The sequence below is a fragment of the Maribacter sp. genome (assembly GCF_049667165.1).
GTDB lineage: Bacteria > Bacteroidota > Bacteroidia > Flavobacteriales > Flavobacteriaceae > Maribacter_A.
On sequence record NZ_JBATHS010000214.1, the window covers coordinates 15,231 to 36,504 of the forward strand.

Consider the following 21,274-nt stretch of genomic DNA (forward strand, 5'->3'; position numbering starts at 1 on the left):
AATATAGATGTTAACAGTGCTTCATTGACCTATTTAAATCTATTTTTAACGTTAAGGGTTGATTGCAAAACCGAATTCATATACGTACTATTTAATCTCTTTGGTAACCGCTCCACAGGTTAGCATCGCCTGACCGTAATAGGGGTTTTTCACCTCTTTGGAATTGCTTAGCCAATCTGCCCCCTTGTTGTTGTTCACCATTGGACAATGCAGTACATACAATGTTTCAGCGTTAGGATTAAATGACGTTTCTAGTTCAATCATCCTATTGGATACCTGTTGAAAAGGCCCTCTAACTTCTTCCAGCGTTTTAAAGTGCTGTACATGTTGTAATGTATTCTTTAAATCACTGCTCAGACCCATCCACACGCTGTGTGATTCCTCTGTAAACAAGGACATATTTACGCCCTCAATCGTTTTAAGGATATTTGATCCCGCCTTTTTTGCGTCCTCCAAATTATCGATTATCAAAGCATCTTTCATTGCCAGATATTCTGTTAAGAGGGGTTTTAGGGCATCTTTTGCCTTTTGATCCACGGCAACACTTTTGGCAACCTTGTTTATGATCGGGTCATTTGATGTGGGCACTGCCGCGCCACCATGGTTATGACCGGTCATGGCTGCCCCCCCTTCTGGACTCATCATGCTGGGCTTTCCCGCTAATTGCGCTGCGGCATCTACAGTAAACGTGCCATTTACTACAATCTCTTCTCCTTCAGAAAGCCCTTCTTTAATGATATAAGCATCTCCAAGCGATGCCCCTAACGTAACTTCTCTAAGTTTAAAGTTTACTTTATTTGAAACGACACTTTTCGTATAAACTACTGACCGTTCCCCAGTCCACATCACAGCCGATTTTGGGATTACGATGTCTTTTGATGTTGAGGTCGTTAAACTATTAATCACAACACCGGAAGCAAACATTTCAGGTTTTAGTCTATTTCCGGAATTTTTCACTTCCACTCTTGCTGATGCAACTCTAGTTTGAGGATTAATCAAAGGATCAATAAATGAAACAACGCCTTCAAAAGTTTCACCCGGGAGCGATTGAACGGTATAATTGATCTTATTGCCAACTTTAACCCAAGGCATATCGCTTTCATATATGTCGAATAGCACCCAAAGCGATGATAAATCGGCTATTTCATATATTGGCATACCTTGACCTACATAATCGCCTAAATCGACTTTTTTAGCAGTGATAATTCCCGAAACATCTGCGGTAATAGGAAATTGTTGAATGGGTTTATTAGCACTTATTATTTTGTTTATTGTAGCGGATCCAATTTTCCAATTCCCCAATTTTTGTTTGGCGGCTTCAAATAATTCCGGCTGTGCCTCTTTCATGCGATAGGATTGCAATAATTCTTCTTGAGCCGTAACCAGTTCAGGAGAGTAAACCATCGCCAGTGTTTGACCTCTGTTTACTTTTTCACCGGTAAAGTTCATATTCAATTTTTCAATTCTACCGGGAAGATGGGTAGATTGTGTGTATAATTTGCGCTCGTCAATCTGCACTTTGCCATTAAGCGTCAATTTTTTATTGGCTCCATTACTTCCTCCAACAATCATGGTTTGAATATTGGCCAATTTCATAGCATCGTCAGTCATTTGAATCGCATTTGGATCCATGGCAGATCCATTCGATTCCAATGGAATTAAATCCATACCACATATCGGGCATTGACCTGGTTCATTCATACGTATTTGTGGATGCATGGAACAGGTCCATATGGTTTCTGTTCCTTCTGTGGCATTATGGTCGTGTTCGGATTTTGGTGCATCATTGCCTCCGAAAATCATCCATCCTAGTAGTAGGCCTATGAATAGAACGCCTACCATTTTTAATATATTTTTATTTTTTGTATTCATCATTATTCCTCTTTAGAGATTAAATAATCTATGGTTGATTGTGCTATAAATTGATTTTTATTAGCTGAAACTGTTGCCGTTCGAAGTATTAACAAATCTTGATTCATTCTTAATATTTCTTCAAAATCGGTTCCGGAATTACTATAAGCGGCTATTAATAAGGAAATAGCCTGTTTTGTATGCTCTGTTTGCTTTATATATAATTCTTTTAATGATTTTGCTTTTGAAACCTTATAATTTGACATACTGTATTTAGACTGCAACTTATTTTTTACTGCTTGTTTATCAAACTTAGTCGCCTCTAGCATGTAATCAACTTCTTTTTGCATGGCATTGTATTTTTTTCTGAAAATAGGTAGTGTAACTGTTAACATAGGCATAATGGCATCTTGCCCGTTCATTTCTAAACCGGGGACATCGCGTTTTGAAATAATCGAGTAATCCAATCCTAATCCAATCATCGGATACCCATCTTTTTTGGCGACCTTTTTTTGTTCTTCAAAAGACTCCATTTTTTTGTCTAATCCTAACAATTTTGGGTTGGAACTAAATAAACTATCGTTTTCGATTGGCATATTATTTTCAACCAACGGTAATGAATCAGGAATAGTTATAATGTCATTTAAACTACCGTTTAACAAACTGTTAAAGTCAACTTGAAGCGGTTGCATTTGATCCTTTAACAATTGAATATCAGTTTCACTTTCGTTTCTTTTAATATCAATTCTAACCACATCTACCATAGCTCCTTTTCCGCTTCTAAATTTGCTCAAGGCGAGTTCTCTATAATCAGTTAAAATTTGAAGGTTCTCCTCTTCAAGCTGAATCATTTTATTGATTTCATAGAGATCTGCATATGTTTTTTTAATTTCCAAAAAGACTTCATTGCGAGTATCTATAAACTTCTGAAACGACACTTCGGCCATTAAGTTAGTTGCATTCTTTTTTGCTTCCAATGTTCCAAACCATGGAAACATTTGCATCAAACTAAATCGGGCCTCTTGAGCGCCAACTCGGGTTTCAATCATCCTTCCAAAGGCACTCATGGTTAAACTTGGATCTGGCAAAGAACTCACTTGGGGTGCTTTTTGTATAGCGGCTTCAAACTCCTTGTATGCTGATTGTATCTCAGGATTATTCTGTAATGCAATACTTAAATAATCATGTAATGTCTGACTATTCACACTTGTGGAGTACATCGCCAAAACAAGAATTAAATATCTAATATTCAATTTCTTATATACATTTTGTATGCTCATTATTGATTGCTTTTAATTACTGTTTCCCTCCAAAAGGCTTGTAAAACCGGTACGACAAACATGGTCATGAGTTGAATGATCATCCCTCCAAAAACTGGAATTGCCATTGGGATCATAATATCCGCCCCTTTACCTGTTGAGGTTAGCACCGGAAGTAAAGCTATAATAGTAACTGCCGCTGTCATCATTGCAGGTCTTACCCGTTTTTTGCCAGCTACTAAAACAGAATCTCTAACATTGTCAATTGTTTTGGGTTGCCGCTCTTCAAAAACTTGGTGAATGTAGGTTCCCATAATAACCCCATCGTCTGTTGCAATTCCAAATAAGGCAATAAACCCAACCCAAACCGCGACACTTAAATTGATGGGGTGAATTTGAAATAAATGGCGCATGTTAACGTCGGCAACGGAGAAATTCAAGAACCAATCTTGCCCGTACAACCATAACATAATAAATCCACCTGCGAAGGCAACAAATACACCCGAAAAATGGATGGAGGAAGCAATGACTGTTTTAAATTGAAAGTATAACAACAGAAATATCACTACCAAACTTATTGGAATAACAATGGACAGTTTTTTAACCGCTCGAATTTGATTTTCGTAACTGCCAGAAAATTTATAGCTCACGCCTTTCGGAACTATTAAATCTCCAGCATCTATCCTATCTTTTATCAAATCCTGGGCATCGTTCACAACATCAACCTCGGCGAAGTTTTCCTTTTTATCGAATAATACATAGCCTACTAAAAAAGTTTCCTCACTTTTTATCATTTGTGGCCCTCGAACAAATTCAAGACTTATTAGTTCCCCTAATAGTACTTGGACACCCGTTGGCGTTGGCACTAATATTTTTTTGATTTTCTCCGGGTCATCGCGTAATTCCCTAGGGTACCTAACCCTGACCGGATACCGCTCCCTGCCTTCAACAGTGGTTGTAACATTCATGCCGCCAACGGCCGTTTCTATTACTTGCTGTACTTTTTCTACACTTAAACCGTATCGAGCAATGGCAGAACGATTGATGTTCATTTGTAAATAAGGCTTTCCAACAATTCTATCAGCGAAAACCGCTTCGGCTTTTACAGAAGGTACTTGTTTTAAAACGGCTTCTAATTCGATTCCAAAATCTTGAATTGTTTTCAAATCGGGTCCATATACTTTTATTCCCATAGGGGCACGCATACCCGTTTGCAACATGACTAATCGTGTTTCAATAGGTTGCAATTTTGGTGCTGAAGTAACACCGGGAAGATTTGAAACTTTTATGATTTCTTTCCAAATGTCATCCGAACTTTTTATGTGGGAACGCCAGTTTCTAAAAAACTCACCATTCTCATCAAGGACTAAATCTTTTTCTGTAATACTTTGATTTAAAGCATCATCATTTGACAGGGAAGTTCCGCTTTTAGTAATAAACTTATCTTTTTTATCAACTTTAAATCGTTTGGGTTTTCCTTCATAAGTAGCTATAAACTCAGGTTTATAATTGATGATATTTTCAAACATGGAAATGGGCGCAGGGTCAATAGCACTTTCAACCCTACCTAATTTTCCGACAGCAATGTCTACCTCCGGAATATTAGCTAATAACATATCCAGATTTTGAACGATGTTTTTGGTTTCTTCTAAACCTGCATGTGGCATCGCTGTAGGCATTAATAAAAAACTACCTTCATTCAAGGTTGGCATAAACTCAGAACCAATACCTGGAAATGTTTTCGAAATTGAAGTCCAAGCTTTAGTTTCATTTATCTTCCAACCCATTTTATCGAATCCCTTAGAAACAAATCCAAAAGTACTATCGAAACCAATCCAAATGAAAACCCCAAATAGCAAGGTGAACAACGGAATCAGCATAAATTTTCCTTTATTGTTCAAACACCATTTAAGCACGGGATCATAAAAATGTACAATGGTTAGCAGTGTTCCCAAAATAGAACCTATTAAAACCAACACAAACAAATAATTTACAATAAGATAGTTTTGAGGCCCCAATGGCATCCATTCTTCTGCTAAGAAAAATGTGGCAATAAATAAGACTAACCCTATATTTATATAGTTGGAATACTTATTAAATCGAAGTGGTAATTTATGTTCTAAAAATGAATTCAAACCTAAAACACACAAAACTAGCGGTAGCCAAATGTGAAGGTAAACCGCTAAAAGCAATCCACCAACAATCAATATAATACCCCAAGTTCGTTTTACTTTCTTTTTATCATAATTAATACCAAACACAAAATGCGCCAAAGCCGGCAATACCACAATACCTAATATAAAAGCACCTAACAAGGCGAATGTTTTAGTAAATGCCAATGGTCTGAACAACTTACCTTCTGCTCCCACCATGGCGAAAACGGGAATAAAACTAACGACTGTTGTTGCTAAAGCAGTGGTGATGGCTGATGCCACCTCTTTGGTGGCAACATAAATGACATTCATTAATTCTTTTCCTTTTACCCCATGATTTTCGGGCATTTCTAAATGTCGAATAATATTTTCAACAAACACGATTCCGATATCCACCATAACGCCAATGGCAATTGCTATCCCGGACAGCGCCACCACATTCGCATCTACACCAGCATATCGCATTATGATAAATGTCATGAGTACGCCTACGGGTAATAAACTGGAAATTATAAAGGATGCCCTTAAATTCATCATAAGAACAAGTACGACAATAATACAAATGAGAATTTCGTGTGATAGTGCTGTTTCTAAGGTAGCAATGGTTTCTTCTATAAGATGCGTACGATCATAAAACGGCACTATGGTAAGCTGACTTATAGTTCCGTCTGCCAAGGTCTTTTTGGGCAAGCCCGATGAAAAATCCTTTATTTTATCTTTTACATTATTGATAACCTCTAAAGGATTAGAGCCATACCGAGCCACTACAACACCTCCAACCACTTCGGCGCCTCCTTTATCCAAAACACCTCTTCGCGTTTCAGGGCCCAAACTAACATGAGCTATATCTTTAATAAGTATTGGCTTGTTATTAGTAACACTTACAACCGTGTTTTCAATGTCTTGGGTAGTTTTTATATAACCAAGTCCGCGAATAAAATACTCTGCTTTATTGATTTCAATGGTTTTAGCGCCAATATCGCGATTGGAATTTTTAACCGCCATCATGACCATATCGATCCCAATATTATAAGCTTTCAAAGCATCTGGGTTCACATCAATTTGATATTCCTTCACATAACCACCAACCGATGCGACTTCTGAAACACCAGAAACTCCATTTAGGGCATACTTGACATAGTAGTCTTGCACCGAGCGCAATTCATCTAAATCCCAACCCCCCGTTACATTACCTTTCGGGTCGCGACCTTCAATGGTATACCAATACACCTGGCCTAATGCCGTAGCATCTGGTCCTAAAGCAGGTTTTGCGTCTGAAGGCAATAAGTTGTCTGGTAGAGAATTTAACTTTTCTAAAACTCTGGACCGGGACCAATAAAAATCGACTTTTTCTTCAAAAATGATGTAAATGCTTGAAAACCCAAACATAGAAGTACTTCTAATTGATTTTACATTTGGGATTCCTAAAAGCGAGGTAGTAAGTGGGTAGGTTATTTGATCTTCAATATCTTGTGGCGACCTTCCACTCCAATCGGTAAAAACGATTTGTTGGTTTTCACCCAAATCGGGTATGGCGTCAACGGGAACAGGATCTTTTGGCAGGAATCCCGTATCCCAATTAAAGGGAGAGGTGGCAACACCCCAGGTAATTAGTGCAATCAGAATGAGAACGGTGACCAGTTTGTTCTCTAAAAAGTATTTGATGATTTTATTAAGCATAATATGAGATGTTGGATTGGAAGTGATAATACTGCTCCAAAGGCAAGAAATGCCTGTAGCCATACTAAATCAATAGCATGGCAATACTTCTTAAAAATGCTCTTAAATAAGGAAAGTCTGATCTAGGATCTGTAAATCCCGTATCAGCGGTGGAGGAGAATAATCCTTAAAGGGAACAACGTGCTGGTCAAACCCTTCGAATAAATTGATGTACGAATAAACGTATGAGGCGATGAATACCTGTTGGTCAAAAGTGATTTGATCGAATGAAATCTTCAAGTCATCCTGTCCTTGTAGAACAACTTCCACATCGGTACAGCAATCCATATCCATATCCATCATGGTACACTCACGGGGTGATTTGGACATTTGAGACTTCATCATGCAATTATCCACATGATCAAAAAAGCTGAAATCAACCAAATGATCTCCACAAAAATGCATATCCAAAGAAAAGGACATGGTGGAAAACAGCACAATAAGTGCCATAACCGAAGACGTTATTTTTCGAAACGTTGCTTTCATTACAACTGCAAAACTACGAAATCTTAGATTATATTGTTTTTATTAACAAAAGATTAAATGGTTGCTAAGAGAAAATTTGTATTAAATAATCAATAACTCTTTTTTTAAAAAGAGGTTTTAAGTTTAAAAGCAAAAAAATTCCTTCTATTCCAAAATATCATTCTTACTTTAATAATTTTACAAATAAAAATGCTAAACCTTTTGCGTTCGGAAATTTCCGAAATAATCCTAAATAAGGAACTTGAAGTAGAGATGCGTCTGCAACTCGTTTGTCAATTCTTAAAAAAAAATGTTCCCCACTACGATTGGGTCGGATTCTATTTTAAAAATGGCGACAAGAATGAATTGAAGCTAGGGCCATTTGCAGGAGAACCCACGGATCATCTTATAATTCCTTTCGGGAAGGGAATTTGTGGCCAAGTGGCGTTGAGCAATCAGAACTTCGTGGTTCCTGATGTCAAGGCACAGGATAATTATATCGCGTGCAGTCTAACGGTAAAATCTGAAATTGTCGTTCCGCTCTTTGTAAATGGCGAAAATGTAGGGCAAATTGATATCGATTCAAAAACTATTGACCCATTCACGGTGGATGATGAACGGTTTTTGGAATATGTAAATCAGGAAGTGGCCAAAATTCTTTAAAACTTTAGGGTTTTGTTGATAACCTGACTCATTTGTTACCTTCAAAAAATTTAATTTTGTGGGCTTAGTAACTTAAATTCCACCAGCATAAAATGAGCACCAAAAAAGCGACATCAGCCTTAATTTCCGTATTTCATAAAGATGGTCTTGAACCTATAGTAAAAAAATTCAATGACCTTGGCATAACTATCTATTCAACCGGTGGTACCGAAAAATTCATCAAGGATTTAGGTATCGATGTGGTGCCCGTTGAAGAGGTAACCAGTTATCCCTCTATCCTAGGTGGAAGAGTGAAAACCCTACATCCTAAAGTTTTTGGGGGTATTTTGAACCGCCAAGACCATGAGGGAGATATTGCCCAGCTCGAAGAATTCGAAATTCCCCAACTGGATATTGTCATCGTAGATCTCTATCCTTTTGAAAAAACGGTTGCAAGTGGGGCCTCTGAGCAAGATATCATTGAAAAAATAGATATAGGCGGCATTTCGTTGATCCGTGCCGCGGCAAAAAATTATAAGGATGTACTTTGTGTTTCGTCCATGGAGGATTACGGTGAAGTCTTGGATATCATTTCTTCAGGCAAAGGAACTACCACCATGGAAGAGCGTAGAAAATTTGCTACCAAGGCTTTTAATGTTTCCTCACACTACGACACGGCCATTTTCAACTATTTCAACCAAAAGCACAATGAGCCGGTATTAAAAATCAGTGAGACCAAAGGACAGCCGTTGCGTTACGGTGAGAATCCACATCAAAAAGGGCTTTTCTTTGGGGATTTTGATGCTATATTCACCAAATTGCATGGTAAGGAGCTCTCCTACAACAACCTATTGGATGTTGATGCTGCCGTGAACCTTATGAACGAATTCCGCAATGACGCCCCTACATTTGCCATATTAAAACACAACAATGCCTGTGGTCTGGCTACGCGAACGACCATTCTTCAAGCCTATGTGGATGCCCTTGCCGGCGATCCTGTCTCTGCTTTCGGAGGCATCTTGATCAGCAATGTTGAAATTGACAAGCCTACCGCGGAAGAAATACATACCCTTTTCTGTGAAGTGGTCATTGCGCCAAGCTATTCAAAAGAAGCCCTTGAAGTTTTAAAAGGGAAGAAAAACAGGATCATTTTGATCCTTAAAGAAGTTGATTTACCCGACACCCTTGTTAGAACATGTTTAAATGGCATTTTGGTTCAAGACAAAGATCAAAAAACCGATTCCGTGGACGATTTGAACTATGTGACAAACAAAAAACCTTCATCCAAAGAATTGGAGGATCTTATTTTTGCCTCAAAATTGTGCAAGCACACCAAAAGCAACACCATAGTGCTGGCAAAAAACAAACAATTATGCGCTAGTGGCACAGGACAGACCTCGCGCGTAGATGCCCTAAACCAGGCTATTCACAAGGCAAAATCATTCCATTTCGACCTGAACGGGGCCGTAATGGCAAGTGATGCCTTTTTCCCTTTTCCAGATTGTGTTGAAATTGCGCATAAAAGTGGCATTACATGCGTTATACAGCCAGGAGGTTCTATTAAGGACCAACTAAGTATTGATTATTGTGACAAAAATAATATTGCGATGGTAATGACAGGCACACGTCATTTTAAGCATTAATTTCACTACTTTTGTCGATGAAATGCACCTTTAACCGAAACAACATAACTTATAATGGGATTCTTTGATTTCTTAACCGAGGAAATTGCTATTGACCTAGGTACAGCAAATACCCTCATCATTCATGCAGACAAAGTCGTAGTAGACAGTCCGTCCATTGTTGCGAGAGATCGTATTACAGGAAAAATCATTGCCGTTGGGAAGGAAGCCAGCATGATGCAGGGGAAAACGCATGAAAACATAAAGACCATTAGACCCTTGAAAGATGGGGTTATTGCAGATTTTGATGCTTCCGAGAAGATGATCAATATGTTCATCAAAAACATCCCTGCGCTTAAGAAAAAATGGTTCCCGCCGGCATTGCGAATGGTTATTTGTATTCCTTCCGGGATTACTGAGGTTGAGATGCGGGCCGTAAAGGAATCGGCCGAACGTGTAAATGGAAAAGAAGTTTATCTGATCCATGAGCCCATGGCGGCAGCCATCGGTATCGGCCTTGATATTATGCAGCCCAAAGGAAACATGATCGTCGATATAGGGGGTGGTACTACTGAAATAGCGGTGATTGCCCTAGGTGGAATCGTTTGTGACAAGTCCGTGAAAATCGCAGGGGATGTATTCACCAACGATATCATCTATTACATGCGAACCCAACACAACCTTTATGTCGGGGAAACAACGGCAGAGGCTATAAAAATTGAAATAGGTTCGGCAACTGAAGATCTTCAAAACCCACCTGAGGAAAAATCGGTTCAAGGGCGTGATCTGCTTACGGGAAAACCTAAACAAGTACAAATATCCTATAGGGAAATTGCCAAAGCTTTGGACAAATCCATTCTTAGGGTCGAGGATGCGGTAATGGAAACCTTATCGCAAACACCGCCTGAATTGGCAGCTGATATATACAATACCGGAATTTACCTTGCCGGTGGTGGTTCTATGCTCAGAGGATTGGATAGGAGGTTATCACAAAAAACAGATTTACCGGTGTACATTGCGGAAGATCCATTACGCGCGGTTGTAAGGGGTACTGGCATCGCACTTAAGAATTTGGAACGCTACAAGAACATTTTAATAAAGTAAAGTCCCATAAACAATTTAGTTTCATTAGGTACGTTGAAGGTTTTTTTATTCTCGAAAAATTACCTTTATCGGCTTCACAAAACAGAAAGTGAATGCAGCAGATAATCAACTTTATAATTCGATATAAGAATTTTCTACTTTATATCTTATTGTTGATCATCTCATTGGCCTTCACGGTCCAATCCCATTCTTTCCATCAATCAAGGTTTTTTAATTCCGCGAATGCGGTCACGGGAAAAATCTATGGTATATCCCATGGTATCACTACCTATTTTGATTTGGATGTTGAAAATGAAAGATTGCTTCGGGAAAACGAAGTATTGCGCAATAGGTTACTTAAGACAACTACAGATTCCTTACGGTCAATGCACACGGACAATATGGGGTATGCCGTTGTTTCAGGGAAGGTTATTAAGAACAGTTATGCCAATAAAAGGAATTACATCACCATAAACCGCGGAAAAAAAGATAGTGTGGAACAGGATATGGGTGTCATTACCGATTTGGGGATTTTGGGTATTGTGGAAAACACCTCCAATAAATTTGCAACGGTACAAAGTATACTCAACACGAAGTCGAATATCAACGCCAAACTAAAGAATACGAATCATTTCGGCTCCCTGATTTGGGATGCCAAAAACTACAATGTGGTCCAATTGATAGACATTCCCCGGTTGGTGCAATTAAATATAGGGGATACGATCGTATCAGGCGCCATGAGCAGTATTTTTCCGGAAAATGTCCCAATTGGCACCATTAAAAAGTTCAATTTGGACAATTCCAAGAGTTTTTATCGAATAGATGTGGCCCTATTCAATGACATGACCAATATTAAGAATGTATATATCATCAAAAATCTAGATCGGGAGGAATTACTGGACTTGGAAAAAGCCACGACAAATGAATAGGGGTGTTTTTATAAATATTATCCGCTTTGTGTTACTGGTACTGGTTCAAGTATTGGTTTTCAATCGTCTGAATTTTTTTGGGTATATCAACCCCATGGTCTATATTTTGTTTCTGTATTGGTATCCGATCAAGGAGCATAGAGCCGCATTTATCGGATTGAGCTTCTTACTAGGACTATCCGTAGACTTTTTTTCCGATACAATGGCCATTCACGCTGCGTCAACCATCACGATCGCCTATTTGCGACCGACCATAATGCGGTTTGTATTTGGTATCAATTATGAATTTCAAAGTTTTAAGCTAAGTAATAGTACTAAGGCACAACAATTTACGTTTTTGGCGTTATTAATATTGGTGCACCATTTGATCTTCTTTTCCCTCGAGATTTTCAGTATAGCCAATTTCGTGTTAATTGTAAAAAAAGTATTGTCAAATGGCATTGCCTCATTAATTTTGTGTTTATTGTTCGCATCGTTGTTCAGTGTCAACAAAGAATAGCATTTCTGTTTAATCGAAGGTACAATAGCCTCGTAAGATATCGAAGTTGGGTAGGTTATTGACCATGTAATGAATCTAGGAATGATTTCCTAAAGTATAAAATCATCTTCAATGAAGAAGGTTCTCTTATCATCCATTATCCTGTTTATAGGAATAACATTTATCGGTAGGTTATCTTACTTACAGATATTCAGTTTTTCCGAAGATCAGGTATTGGAAGACCCCGCGATAAAAGCCATTTATGATTACCCTGAAAGAGGGTATATCTATGATCGCAATGGCAAATTATTGGTGGGTAATGATCCGGCCTATGATGTCATGGTTATCCCCAGGGAGGTTAAACCATTGGATACTTTGGAATTCTGCAACCTAATTGGCATGGACAAGGAGGCCTTTATCCAAAAACTTAACAAAGCCAGGGTCTATTCCCCAAGATTACCCTCAGTACTGGTACCACAATTGTCAAAACAGGACTATGCAAAGCTTCAAGAAAAAATGCGCCATTTTGAAGGTTTCTATATCCAAAAAAGATCATTGCGTTATTATGATACCAAAAGTGCGGCCAACGTTCTTGGCTACATCAGTGAAGTCAATGAAAAAGACCTTGCCCAAAACCCTTACTATGTTCAAGGGGAACTCAAAGGCAGAACTGGGGTCGAACAGACCTATGAGGATACCCTAAGAGGAAAAAAAGGCGTACAGTACATTCAAAAAGATAGATTCAACAGGGACATTGGCCCCTATAAAGATGGTGCCTTGGACACCCCCCCTGAACAGGGAAAGGAAATCAGTATCACCATTGACAAGGATCTTCAGGAATATGGTGAATTGTTGATGCATGGCAAACGAGGGGGCATTGTTGCCATAGAACCTTCCTCGGGGGAAATACTATCTATGATATCAGGGCCAACCTATGACCCCTCATTGCTCGTTGGGCGAAAACGTTCTAAGAATTATACCGTACTCTATAATGATTCCATAGCGAATCCGACGTGGGATCGTTCCCTTTTGGCCGAGCCATCCCCAGGATCACCGTTTAAGACACTTAATGCGCTGATTGCATTACAGGAAGGGGTTATCGATCCAAATACCAAAATTACTTGCTATCATGGATTTTATGTTGGTAAAACGAAACGCGGATGCCATTGTGGTGGTGGGATCCGGGACTTGAATGTCGGTATTTACAAGTCGTGCAACGCGTATTTTGCAGGAGTTTTCAGAAAAATATATGATAAGTTCGAAACCACGGATGAAGCCATGGATGTTTGGGAAAAACATATGCGAAGCTTTGGCCTAGGTGGCTACTTAGGTTCGGACCTACATACGGGACGACCCGGGCGCATTCCATCTAAGGAATATTATGATAAATGGTACGGTGACAATCGGTGGAGTTCCTCGTATATTATCTCAAATGCCATTGGGCAAGGGGAGGTCGCCGTAACACCTATTCAATTGGCGAATATGACCGCAGCCATAGCAAATCGTGGGCATTACTTTACACCGCATATTCTAAAGAAAGTGAACGGGAAGGAAATTACCATTCCCGAATTCACCGAATTGAAACAAACGACCATTGATCGCAAATATTTTGAACCCGTGGTACAAGGAATGGCCGACGTATATCATAAGGGTACTGCGCGATGGGTACAAATCCCCGGAATCGAAATTGCAGGAAAAACAGGTACTGTCGAAAATTATACCATTATAGATAGTGTTAAAACCCAACTCACCGACCATTCTCTTTTTATCGCCTTCGCCCCTGTGAACAATCCCAAGATAGCATTAGCTGTTTATATTGAAAATGGATATTATGGATCTCGTTATGCAGGACATATCGCATCGCTGATGATAGAAAAATACCTTAAGGGTGAAATTACTCGAAAAGATCTCGAAAAAAGGATGTTGGAGAAAACCTTGGAACATGAATACGCAAAACCATATAGTGGTGAGGAATTCAAGATAAACGAGTATGTCTGGTAAGAGTCTTTTTAAACGTATAGATTGGCTCACCATTTTCTTTTACATTGCTTTAGTGGCTATAGGTTGGGTGAACATTTATTCAAGTACATTCACGGATGCCGACCCCTCAATTTTCAATTTTTCTTCCTTGCATGGAAAACAGCTGTTCTTTTTTGGAGTAAGCATTTTGAGCATAATCATTATTATGGCCCTAGAGGCCAATTTCTATGAACGGTTCTCAAGCTTAATGTATGTAATCGCCATGGTCTTATTATTGGGATTGTTTGTCTTTGGCAAGACCATTGCCGGAGCAACCTCTTGGTATAATCTCGGTTTCTTCAACCTACAGCCTTCCGAGTTTGCCAAGGTCGCGACCGCTCTGGCCTTAGCCAAGTACTTAAGCGATATTCAAACGGACATCAAAAGACGAAAAGATCAATTATTTGCCGTGGGAATCATCTTGTTACCAGCAATTCTGATCATTCCCCAACCAGATCCGGGAAGTGCCTTGGTTTTTTTCGCACTCATGTTCGTTATTTTCCGTGAAGGGCTACCCCTTTTTTATTTGGTCATCGGCTTATTGACCATTGTAATTTTTATCGCGACTTTGATGTTTGGGACGATATGGGTCGGAATCATATTGGGACTTCTTATCGTTATTTTTCTTATTCTAAAGAAAAAAACCTTCAAAGTTCCAGTTTTTCCATTGATATCGGTGGTTACTGTCATTATCCTATTTTCGCTCTCTGTTGGTTTTGTCTTTAACAATGTTTTTGAACAAAGACACAGGGATCGTTTTAGCCTTTGGCTGCGTCTTGAAAAGGACCCACAAAAATTGGAGCAAATTCGAAAAACCATTGGATACAACACCTATCAATCTGAGAAGGCCATAGAATCAGGTGGTTTTTTCGGAAAAGGATTCTTAGAAGGAACCCGAACCAAAGGGGATTTCGTACCTGAACAGCACACCGATTATATTTTCAGTACGGTGGGTGAAGAATGGGGATTTGTAGGAACAGCAACAGTCATACTCCTTTTTACATTCCTTTTTTTAAGATTGGTCTATTTGGCCGAAAGACAAAAGAATCCATTTTCACGAATGTATGGTTATGGCGTAATTTCCATCCTGTTCATTCATTACTTCATCAACATAGGTATGGTTATCGGTGTTTTACCCACCATTGGCATACCCCTTCCCTTTTTTAGTTATGGTGGCTCCGGACTGCTCTTTTTCTCCATCTTACTGTTTATCTTTTTAAAGCTAGACTCTAATAGATTGAAGGAGGGTATCTAAAACTTCCATCCGGCCAATGTAGATCTACTTTCCAATTCCGCTTCTTCCATATCCGGCAATTCTTCGAAAAAATCAAGACCCGTAAGTTTCTCTATCCGGTCTACGGGAACCACGAAATGATGTAAGGGCTCGGCACTTTCCTTATTGGGAATTAAAAAAGCGATGACTTTAAGGTTCTTCTCATCCCCCTTCGCTATAATTTTGTAAAAGTACCGCGGCACATCCACATCCTCTTCCCCAATTTCTTCAAGGCCGTCTTCCAAAACACCCCCAGTAACCACAAAAAGATTTCCATAACGTTTTGCCCACTGCCGTACTTGAATTTCCAACCGGTTCCAAACCCCAGCATTGAAATCACGGTCTTGTGGACTTATATTACTGGTGTAAAAGGTTTCATTATAGGCAAATTCGGTAAAACGCCGGTCACCCGCAGGACATAAATGTCCTCGGTCAAAACCAGACCCCTTATAATTGCGCCAATCCGCAGATTTTGATTTCACTTTGGGATCCTCGATAAAATAAGGGCGTTTTCGATCATCATTGGTCAATTGGTTTTTTTTAAGCATATAGGCCACCCATTCAGCCTGCTCGTAGGGTTCATTATAAGACAACATAAAATGATCATGGGAAACAATGTCCCCTGTCGTTGAAGTGGGTATAAAATAAGTAGGTATAACCGTTTTGAAGCCATCATCATCCGTTGAGGAATAGGTGTCTGGTGTATAAAAGTTTTCGAACAACCAAAAGCCAATGACACATAGTAACATTAAAACGGCATAGAGGATCTTATGTTGTTTGCGCTTGTCCACGGACTAAAATTAGTGTAATTTAGGTTGAAATCGTATGCGATCGTAAGGATAATACCATTACCATGACTATAATGAAGCCTTTGCAATTTACCAACCGGCTTTTAATGTACCGAGAACGTATACCAATGCATTGAAAAGAAAATAACTATGTTAACTTGGAAAGATGTCATAAATTTTACGGTAAAAGGAAACCTTGAACCCGGTCGAAGGGTTGAAAAAACAGATGCCCAATGGCGTGAACTATTGCGTCCCGAACAATACAGGATTACCAGAGAAAAAGGTACCGAAGCACCACATTCAGGGGCGCTGTGCAGTATTCACGAAGCAGGTCAATACAATTGTGTATGTTGTGGCACCCCACTTTTCGATTCCACGATCAAATTCGAATCAGGGACTGGTTGGCCCAGTTTTACCCAGCCGGTTTCGAAAAATGCCATCAAATATAAAAAAGACAGTAGCTATGGCATGATTCGGGTGGAAGTTATGTGCAATACGTGCGATGCCCATTTAGGACACGTATTTCCAGATGGTCCCGCACCAAGTGGATTGCGGTATTGTATCAATTCAGAATCAATGACACTAGCGAAAAGTCAAGAGAAAGAGGATTGAAAAAAGTATAAAAATAATACGTTTGGTGGCGAACGTTTTTGGTGCATTACATTAAGATAATTCTTGTAACGAAAGTAAGTTGCTTAAGGATATTTCCATACGAGCAAAGCCTACCATCAAGATTTATTTATAGGTACACTTTCATAACCCAATTATAGTGGGTTCATGTATTGAAATCTCCAAAGTCCCTTCGATTAAATTCCGATGAATTACGGTAAAATTTAAATAGTCGATACCATTCCGAAAATTATTGAATACTGTATTTTCAATACTGAAATACAGGATTCAGTGAGATTCAATCCATTTAATTATTAAATCAATAATAAGGATACTTTAAGAACAAAGAAGTATCTTTGAATTTCTTTTTATCAAACCTAAAACCAATCAAACAATGGGAAAAAAATCAACCGCAAAAATCAATATTTATTTTATAACCATCGTCATAACCTTAGGCGGTTTATTATTTGGTTATGACACCGGGGTAATCAATGGTACCCAGTTTTATTTTTCCAAGTATTTTGAGTTGACCGGGGCATTAAAAGGTTTTATTGTAAGTAGCGCCCTATTGGGAGCCTTGGCTGGTGCAGCCTCCGCAGGCCTCATTAGTAAGGCCATTGGTCGAAAAAACTCCTTGATCATTTCCGCGGTCCTTTTCTCCATTTCGGCATGGGGATCCGGTTTGCCCAGTATGTTGCCAGAATCGACCACCTTATTGGTTATATTTAGACTTATAGGCGGTATTGCCATTGGTATTGCATCAATGAACGCACCTATGTATATCGCTGAGATCGCACCGGCAAAAAACAGGGGCATACTGGTAACATTTTATCAACTGGCCGTGGTTATCGGTTTCTTCGTGGTTTTCTTGGTCACCTATTTTATCGGGTCGGATTTAAGCGAGAGCGAGAATATCGCTTTTGGATGGCGTAATATGTTCTGGTCAGAATTGGTGCCCGCCATGCTCTTCTTGGTCCTACTATTCTTTGTGCCTAAAAGTCCACGTTGGTTAATGATCAAGGGAAGAGAAGAGGAAGCTGAAAATATATTAACGAGAATACACGGTGCGGAAATCGCAGTGAAGGAAATTAAGGAAATCAGGGACAATATTAAGGCGGAAAGCACTAAGAAAAAAGCCTCGATATTCAACAAGAGTATGCTTCCTATCGTCGTTATTGGTACGGTATTATCCGTACTACAACAATTTACAGGAATCAATGCGGTACTTTATTACGGTGCCGATATTTTTGAACAAGCCCTTGGTTTCGGACAAGATGATGTGCTTTTGCAACAAATCTTGCTCGCAACGGTAAACTTACTATTCACGTTTATAGCCATGTTCACGGTTGACAAATTGGGTAGAAAACCTTTATTGATCATTGGTGGTTTTGGAATGCTAGTCGGATTTTTGATGATGGGTTTCACCTTATATTTCAGTGATTACGCAGGAGTGAATTCAGCCGGACTACCAACTATTTCTACTACTGAAGGTATCGTTAGTCTTATTGGGATCCTGATCTTCATCGGTTCGTTTGCCATGTCGATGGGCCCTATTGTGTGGGTGCTTTTATCGGAAATATTCCCTAATAAGATAAGAAGTGCGGCTATGGCAGTCGCAGTGGCCGCACAATGGTTGGCAAACTATTTTGTATCCCAAACTTTTCCCATGGTGGTTGAGAGTGATGCCAATAGATTGATCATGAATGGGGGAACCTGGAACAATGCCCTACCCTATTTTCTGTTCTCGGTCTTTATTGTGATCATCATTTTATTCGTGTACAAATATATCCCTGAAACCAAAGGGAAGACACTGGAGGAAATGGAAGCCTTATTCGAAAGGAAATAAGGTTCCCTTGAACGCATATTTCCAATTCGCTTAAAAATGAATGATACAGCGCCCTGCATTTTAATGCGGGGCGCTGTGCATTTTACCAAAAAAAGTATCGGTGCCTCCTTATAGTGTCAATAGCCCAACAAAATCAGTGAGAACGATCATTGGTATAACAGTATTGCCGGCGTTCTGGCGCGGTTCAAGTCCCTTCTGCCTCGAATGCCTTTATGGAATATTGGCAAATAATAAACCCCGCCTATTTAGGGTCGGGGTTTAATTTTGTGTTATAACCACTAAATTCGTTAGTCCTTTAAACTCGCCAATTTGGCATGCTTTAGGTTGTTGATTTTAAGATCCTGCAATACATTTACAGCCTCCTCAACATAGACGTCCTTGGCAAGATTAATATGCCAGCGATCTCTTTTTTCCCGTAAATCGGCATCTTGGGTAAACAATTCCTCTTCATACTTCAACGACTTGAAAGTCAATTTTGAATCATACTCCGTCAATGATTTAAAGTAGTCCGATTTGGTCTTGTCTTTCTTTTCTTCGGCTCTATAAATATCATAATTCAAGGAAATCACATTCTCTTCTTGTTGATCCTTGATCCATTTGGCATTTTCCTCGATCAATTTTATTTGGTTGTTCTCTGCCATTCGCTTCTTACTGTTCGCTATGGTTTGGTCATAGTCGATATAGCCATCCCAAATATTATACTCGGCTGGGGAGATTTTATCCCATTTCAATGGGTTCGCCTGATCGCGTTCCCCCAAATCGATATAACTATATTTATCCGGAACAACTACATCACTTTTCACCCCTTCCAATTGGGTCGACCCACCATTGATTCGATAAAACTTCTGGGTGGTCAGTTTAATCGCTCCCAAATCGCCATGCTCATTGCTACGTACAATATTCTCCAATGGAATGACATTTTGTACGGTTCCCTTGCCAAAGGTCTGCTTACTGCCGATTACGATGGCACGTTTGTAATCTTGCATTGCAGCGGCTAAAATTTCCGATGCAGAGGCTGAAAGCTCATTGACAAGGATTACGAGAGGGCCATCCCACTGGATACGCTCATCCTTATCGTCATAAACATCCTTGCCTTTGCCATTGGACCGTACCTGAACTATTGGACCGTCTTTTATGAAGAGTCCGGCCATTTCAACTACGGTTTTCAAAGACCCACCACCATTATCACGAAGATCAAGGATCAACCCTTCAGCACCTTCCTGCTTTAAACGTTCGACCTCCTTGGCCACATCGGTTGCTGCATTACGTTCAGAGTAATCATTGAAATCAACATAAAATTTGGGCAGGTTGATCAAACCGAATTTTTGGTCACCTTTAATGATATTCGCCGATTTGGCATATGATTCTTCAAGTTCTACCACATCTCTCGTCAAAGAAATGACCTCGATCGAGCCATCTACCTTTCTGACGGTCAAATCGACGACGGTGCCTTCAGGTCCTTTTATCAACTTAATGGCATCATCCAATCGCATGCCCACGATATCTATTGGGTCATTCCCTTCCTGGCCAACCCTGATAATCTCATCCCCGACTTCGAGTCGTTGATCTCTCCATACAGGTCCACCTGAAATAATCTCAACAATCTTGGCACCTTCGGCTTTCTTTTGCAGACGTGCCCCGATACCCTCGAACTTACCTGACATACTTACATCGAACTTCTCCTTGTCCTCAGGGGCAAAATAAAATGTATGCGGATCAAATTCATCTACAATGGTATTGATATATTGCACGAACCAATCTTTACGCTCAAGATCATCAATGAAATCGAAAAATTCGTCCAACGTTTTCCTTGTGGCTTCCCTGGATGCAATTTCAGCAGCTTCCGGTGTTAATACCTTATCCAATTCCTCTTTTGAAATTCCAGAATCTTCGATAGTCGTTTCAACCTGTTCGTTTTTTAACTTTTTGGTAATTTTAGGTGCTTTTACAGACTGGTTCAGTTTGGAGTCGTAAGTGCCTAGGGTCGCATACTTCAACTGTTTTCTCCAACGTTCCTTTAGTTCGGATTTTGATGCTGCGAAAGGCTCATCCTCATATTTAATGCTAATACTTTCCTCTATGTTGTAATCAAATGGAACCTCCAATACTTCCTTGTAAATGATCTTTGCATCATTCATTCGTTCTATCAGTCTATTGTAGACCACATTGAAGAAGGTAATATCCGTATTATTGATCTGGTCATCGATTTGAAATTTATATTTTTCAAACTCCTGAATATCACTTGCTAAAAAATATCTTTTTGTGGGATCGAGAACATCAATAAAATCCTCAAACACATGTACTGAAAAATCATCATCGATATGCTTGGGTTCATAATGGCCTTTTTCCAAGACATAGGTAATCAGGTCTAACAACAATTTATCCTTGTCATCATTCACAAAAGACTGTTTGGTAAAACTGCAAGATGCTACTGCAACAAGCATAACAATTAGGGCGTAGGCAAGATTCCTTTTCATATATAATTCTTTGCTATTTAGTACTTTTCCTTTATTCTTAATAAACCAAGATTCCCCATTG

General features: G+C 39.4%; 15 protein-coding genes. 9 read left to right on the forward strand and 6 right to left on the reverse strand.

Features of this window, described 5'->3' with window-relative positions; genetic code table 11:
* Nucleotides 1-87: 87 nt before the first annotated feature.
* The 4 genes from WBM98_RS10780 to WBM98_RS10795 all read right to left on the reverse strand — a co-directional run bounded on the left by WBM98_RS10780 (nt 88) and on the right by WBM98_RS10795 (nt 7,468).
* Complete coding sequence (locus tag WBM98_RS10780) at nt 88-1,875, reverse strand: efflux RND transporter periplasmic adaptor subunit (protein WP_424366027.1); 1,788 nt, start codon at nt 1,873-1,875, stop codon at nt 88-90.
* Nucleotides 1,875-3,131 (reverse strand): TolC family protein, encoded by a 1,257-nt coding sequence (locus WBM98_RS10785; protein WP_424366028.1) that lies wholly within the window; start codon nt 3,129-3,131, stop codon nt 1,875-1,877. Before WBM98_RS10785 ends, WBM98_RS10780 begins: the two co-directional genes overlap by 1 nt.
* Nucleotides 3,131-6,943, reverse strand: coding sequence for an efflux RND transporter permease subunit (locus tag WBM98_RS10790; RefSeq protein WP_424366057.1), 3,813 nt, complete (start codon nt 6,941-6,943; stop codon nt 3,131-3,133). Before WBM98_RS10790 ends, WBM98_RS10785 begins: the two co-directional genes overlap by 1 nt.
* 102 nt (nt 6,944-7,045) lie before the next feature.
* On the reverse strand, nt 7,046-7,468 hold the full coding sequence (locus WBM98_RS10795; RefSeq protein WP_424366029.1) for an HYC_CC_PP family protein: 423 nt from the start codon (nt 7,466-7,468) through the stop codon (nt 7,046-7,048).
* Nucleotides 7,469-7,657: 189 nt separating this feature from the next.
* Between WBM98_RS10795 and WBM98_RS10800 the strand changes: the two genes are divergently transcribed.
* The 7 genes from WBM98_RS10800 (at nt 7,658) to rodA (ending at nt 15,475) form a co-directional block, all read left to right on the forward strand.
* Nucleotides 7,658-8,110 carry a GAF domain-containing protein gene (locus WBM98_RS10800; RefSeq protein ID WP_424366030.1) on the forward strand — a complete coding sequence of 151 codons (453 nt, stop codon included), beginning with the start codon at nt 7,658-7,660 and terminating at the stop codon, nt 8,108-8,110.
* Between the two features lie 92 nt (nt 8,111-8,202).
* A complete protein-coding gene (gene purH, locus WBM98_RS10805; protein WP_424366031.1) occupies nt 8,203-9,732 on the forward strand; it encodes a bifunctional phosphoribosylaminoimidazolecarboxamide formyltransferase/IMP cyclohydrolase in 1,530 nt (509 codons plus the stop codon).
* Nucleotides 9,733-9,786: 54 nt separating this feature from the next.
* Nucleotides 9,787-10,815 (forward strand): rod shape-determining protein, encoded by a 1,029-nt coding sequence (locus WBM98_RS10810; RefSeq protein WP_424366032.1) that lies wholly within the window; start codon nt 9,787-9,789, stop codon nt 10,813-10,815.
* Between the two features lie 92 nt (nt 10,816-10,907).
* Nucleotides 10,908-11,723 carry a rod shape-determining protein MreC gene (gene mreC, locus WBM98_RS10815; protein ID WP_424366033.1) on the forward strand — a complete coding sequence of 272 codons (816 nt, stop codon included), beginning with the start codon at nt 10,908-10,910 and terminating at the stop codon, nt 11,721-11,723.
* Nucleotides 11,716-12,222: a rod shape-determining protein MreD gene (locus WBM98_RS10820; protein ID WP_424366034.1), complete on the forward strand. Its 507-nt coding sequence runs from the start codon at nt 11,716-11,718 to the stop codon at nt 12,220-12,222. Before mreC ends, WBM98_RS10820 begins: the two co-directional genes overlap by 8 nt.
* A gap of 111 nt (nt 12,223-12,333) precedes the next feature.
* Nucleotides 12,334-14,202, forward strand: coding sequence for a penicillin-binding protein 2 (gene mrdA / locus WBM98_RS10825; RefSeq protein ID WP_424366035.1), 1,869 nt, complete (start codon nt 12,334-12,336; stop codon nt 14,200-14,202).
* On the forward strand, nt 14,192-15,475 hold the full coding sequence (gene rodA, locus WBM98_RS10830; protein ID WP_424366036.1) for a rod shape-determining protein RodA: 1,284 nt from the start codon (nt 14,192-14,194) through the stop codon (nt 15,473-15,475). Before mrdA ends, rodA begins: the two co-directional genes overlap by 11 nt.
* Here the strand turns inward: rodA and WBM98_RS10835 are convergent.
* Nucleotides 15,472-16,242, reverse strand: coding sequence for a DNA/RNA non-specific endonuclease (locus WBM98_RS10835; RefSeq protein WP_424366058.1), 771 nt, complete (start codon nt 16,240-16,242; stop codon nt 15,472-15,474). The genes rodA and WBM98_RS10835 overlap by 4 nt on opposite strands.
* A gap of 189 nt (nt 16,243-16,431) precedes the next feature.
* Here WBM98_RS10835 and msrB point away from each other — a divergent pair, with 189 nt between their 5' ends.
* Both msrB and WBM98_RS10845 read left to right on the forward strand, forming a co-directional pair.
* Nucleotides 16,432-16,893: a peptide-methionine (R)-S-oxide reductase MsrB gene (gene msrB / locus WBM98_RS10840; RefSeq protein WP_424366037.1), complete on the forward strand. Its 462-nt coding sequence runs from the start codon at nt 16,432-16,434 to the stop codon at nt 16,891-16,893.
* A gap of 391 nt (nt 16,894-17,284) precedes the next feature.
* Complete coding sequence (locus tag WBM98_RS10845) at nt 17,285-18,736, forward strand: sugar porter family MFS transporter (protein WP_424366038.1); 1,452 nt, start codon at nt 17,285-17,287, stop codon at nt 18,734-18,736.
* 287 nt (nt 18,737-19,023) lie between these two features.
* Here WBM98_RS10845 and WBM98_RS10850 read toward each other — a convergent pair whose 3' ends face one another.
* Entirely contained in the window at nt 19,024-21,213 is a 2,190-nt protein-coding gene (locus tag WBM98_RS10850) for a carboxy terminal-processing peptidase (RefSeq protein WP_424366039.1), read from the reverse strand.
* Between the last annotated feature and the right edge of the window lie 61 nt (nt 21,214-21,274).

What these genes read in the sequence shown, in the direction of transcription:
- WBM98_RS10780 (WP_424366027.1), bottom strand. Translation starts at nt 1,875, where the DNA reads ATGATGAATACAAAAAATAAAAATATATTAAAAATGGTAGGCGTTCTA.
- WBM98_RS10785 (WP_424366028.1), bottom strand. Translation starts at nt 3,131, where the DNA reads ATGAGCATACAAAATGTATATAAGAAATTGAATATTAGATATTTAATT.
- WBM98_RS10790 (WP_424366057.1), bottom strand. Translation starts at nt 6,943, where the DNA reads ATGCTTAATAAAATCATCAAATACTTTTTAGAGAACAAACTGGTCACC.
- WBM98_RS10795 (WP_424366029.1), bottom strand. Translation starts at nt 7,468, where the DNA reads ATGAAAGCAACGTTTCGAAAAATAACGTCTTCGGTTATGGCACTTATT.
- WBM98_RS10800 (WP_424366030.1), top strand. Translation starts at nt 7,658, where the DNA reads ATGCTAAACCTTTTGCGTTCGGAAATTTCCGAAATAATCCTAAATAAG.
- purH (WP_424366031.1), top strand. Translation starts at nt 8,203, where the DNA reads ATGAGCACCAAAAAAGCGACATCAGCCTTAATTTCCGTATTTCATAAA.
- WBM98_RS10810 (WP_424366032.1), top strand. Translation starts at nt 9,787, where the DNA reads ATGGGATTCTTTGATTTCTTAACCGAGGAAATTGCTATTGACCTAGGT.
- mreC (WP_424366033.1), top strand. Translation starts at nt 10,908, where the DNA reads ATGCAGCAGATAATCAACTTTATAATTCGATATAAGAATTTTCTACTT.
- WBM98_RS10820 (WP_424366034.1), top strand. Translation starts at nt 11,716, where the DNA reads ATGAATAGGGGTGTTTTTATAAATATTATCCGCTTTGTGTTACTGGTA.
- mrdA (WP_424366035.1), top strand. Translation starts at nt 12,334, where the DNA reads ATGAAGAAGGTTCTCTTATCATCCATTATCCTGTTTATAGGAATAACA.
- rodA (WP_424366036.1), top strand. Translation starts at nt 14,192, where the DNA reads ATGTCTGGTAAGAGTCTTTTTAAACGTATAGATTGGCTCACCATTTTC.
- WBM98_RS10835 (WP_424366058.1), bottom strand. Translation starts at nt 16,242, where the DNA reads ATGTTACTATGTGTCATTGGCTTTTGGTTGTTCGAAAACTTTTATACA.
- msrB (WP_424366037.1), top strand. Translation starts at nt 16,432, where the DNA reads ATGTTAACTTGGAAAGATGTCATAAATTTTACGGTAAAAGGAAACCTT.
- WBM98_RS10845 (WP_424366038.1), top strand. Translation starts at nt 17,285, where the DNA reads ATGGGAAAAAAATCAACCGCAAAAATCAATATTTATTTTATAACCATC.
- WBM98_RS10850 (WP_424366039.1), bottom strand. Translation starts at nt 21,213, where the DNA reads ATGAAAAGGAATCTTGCCTACGCCCTAATTGTTATGCTTGTTGCAGTA.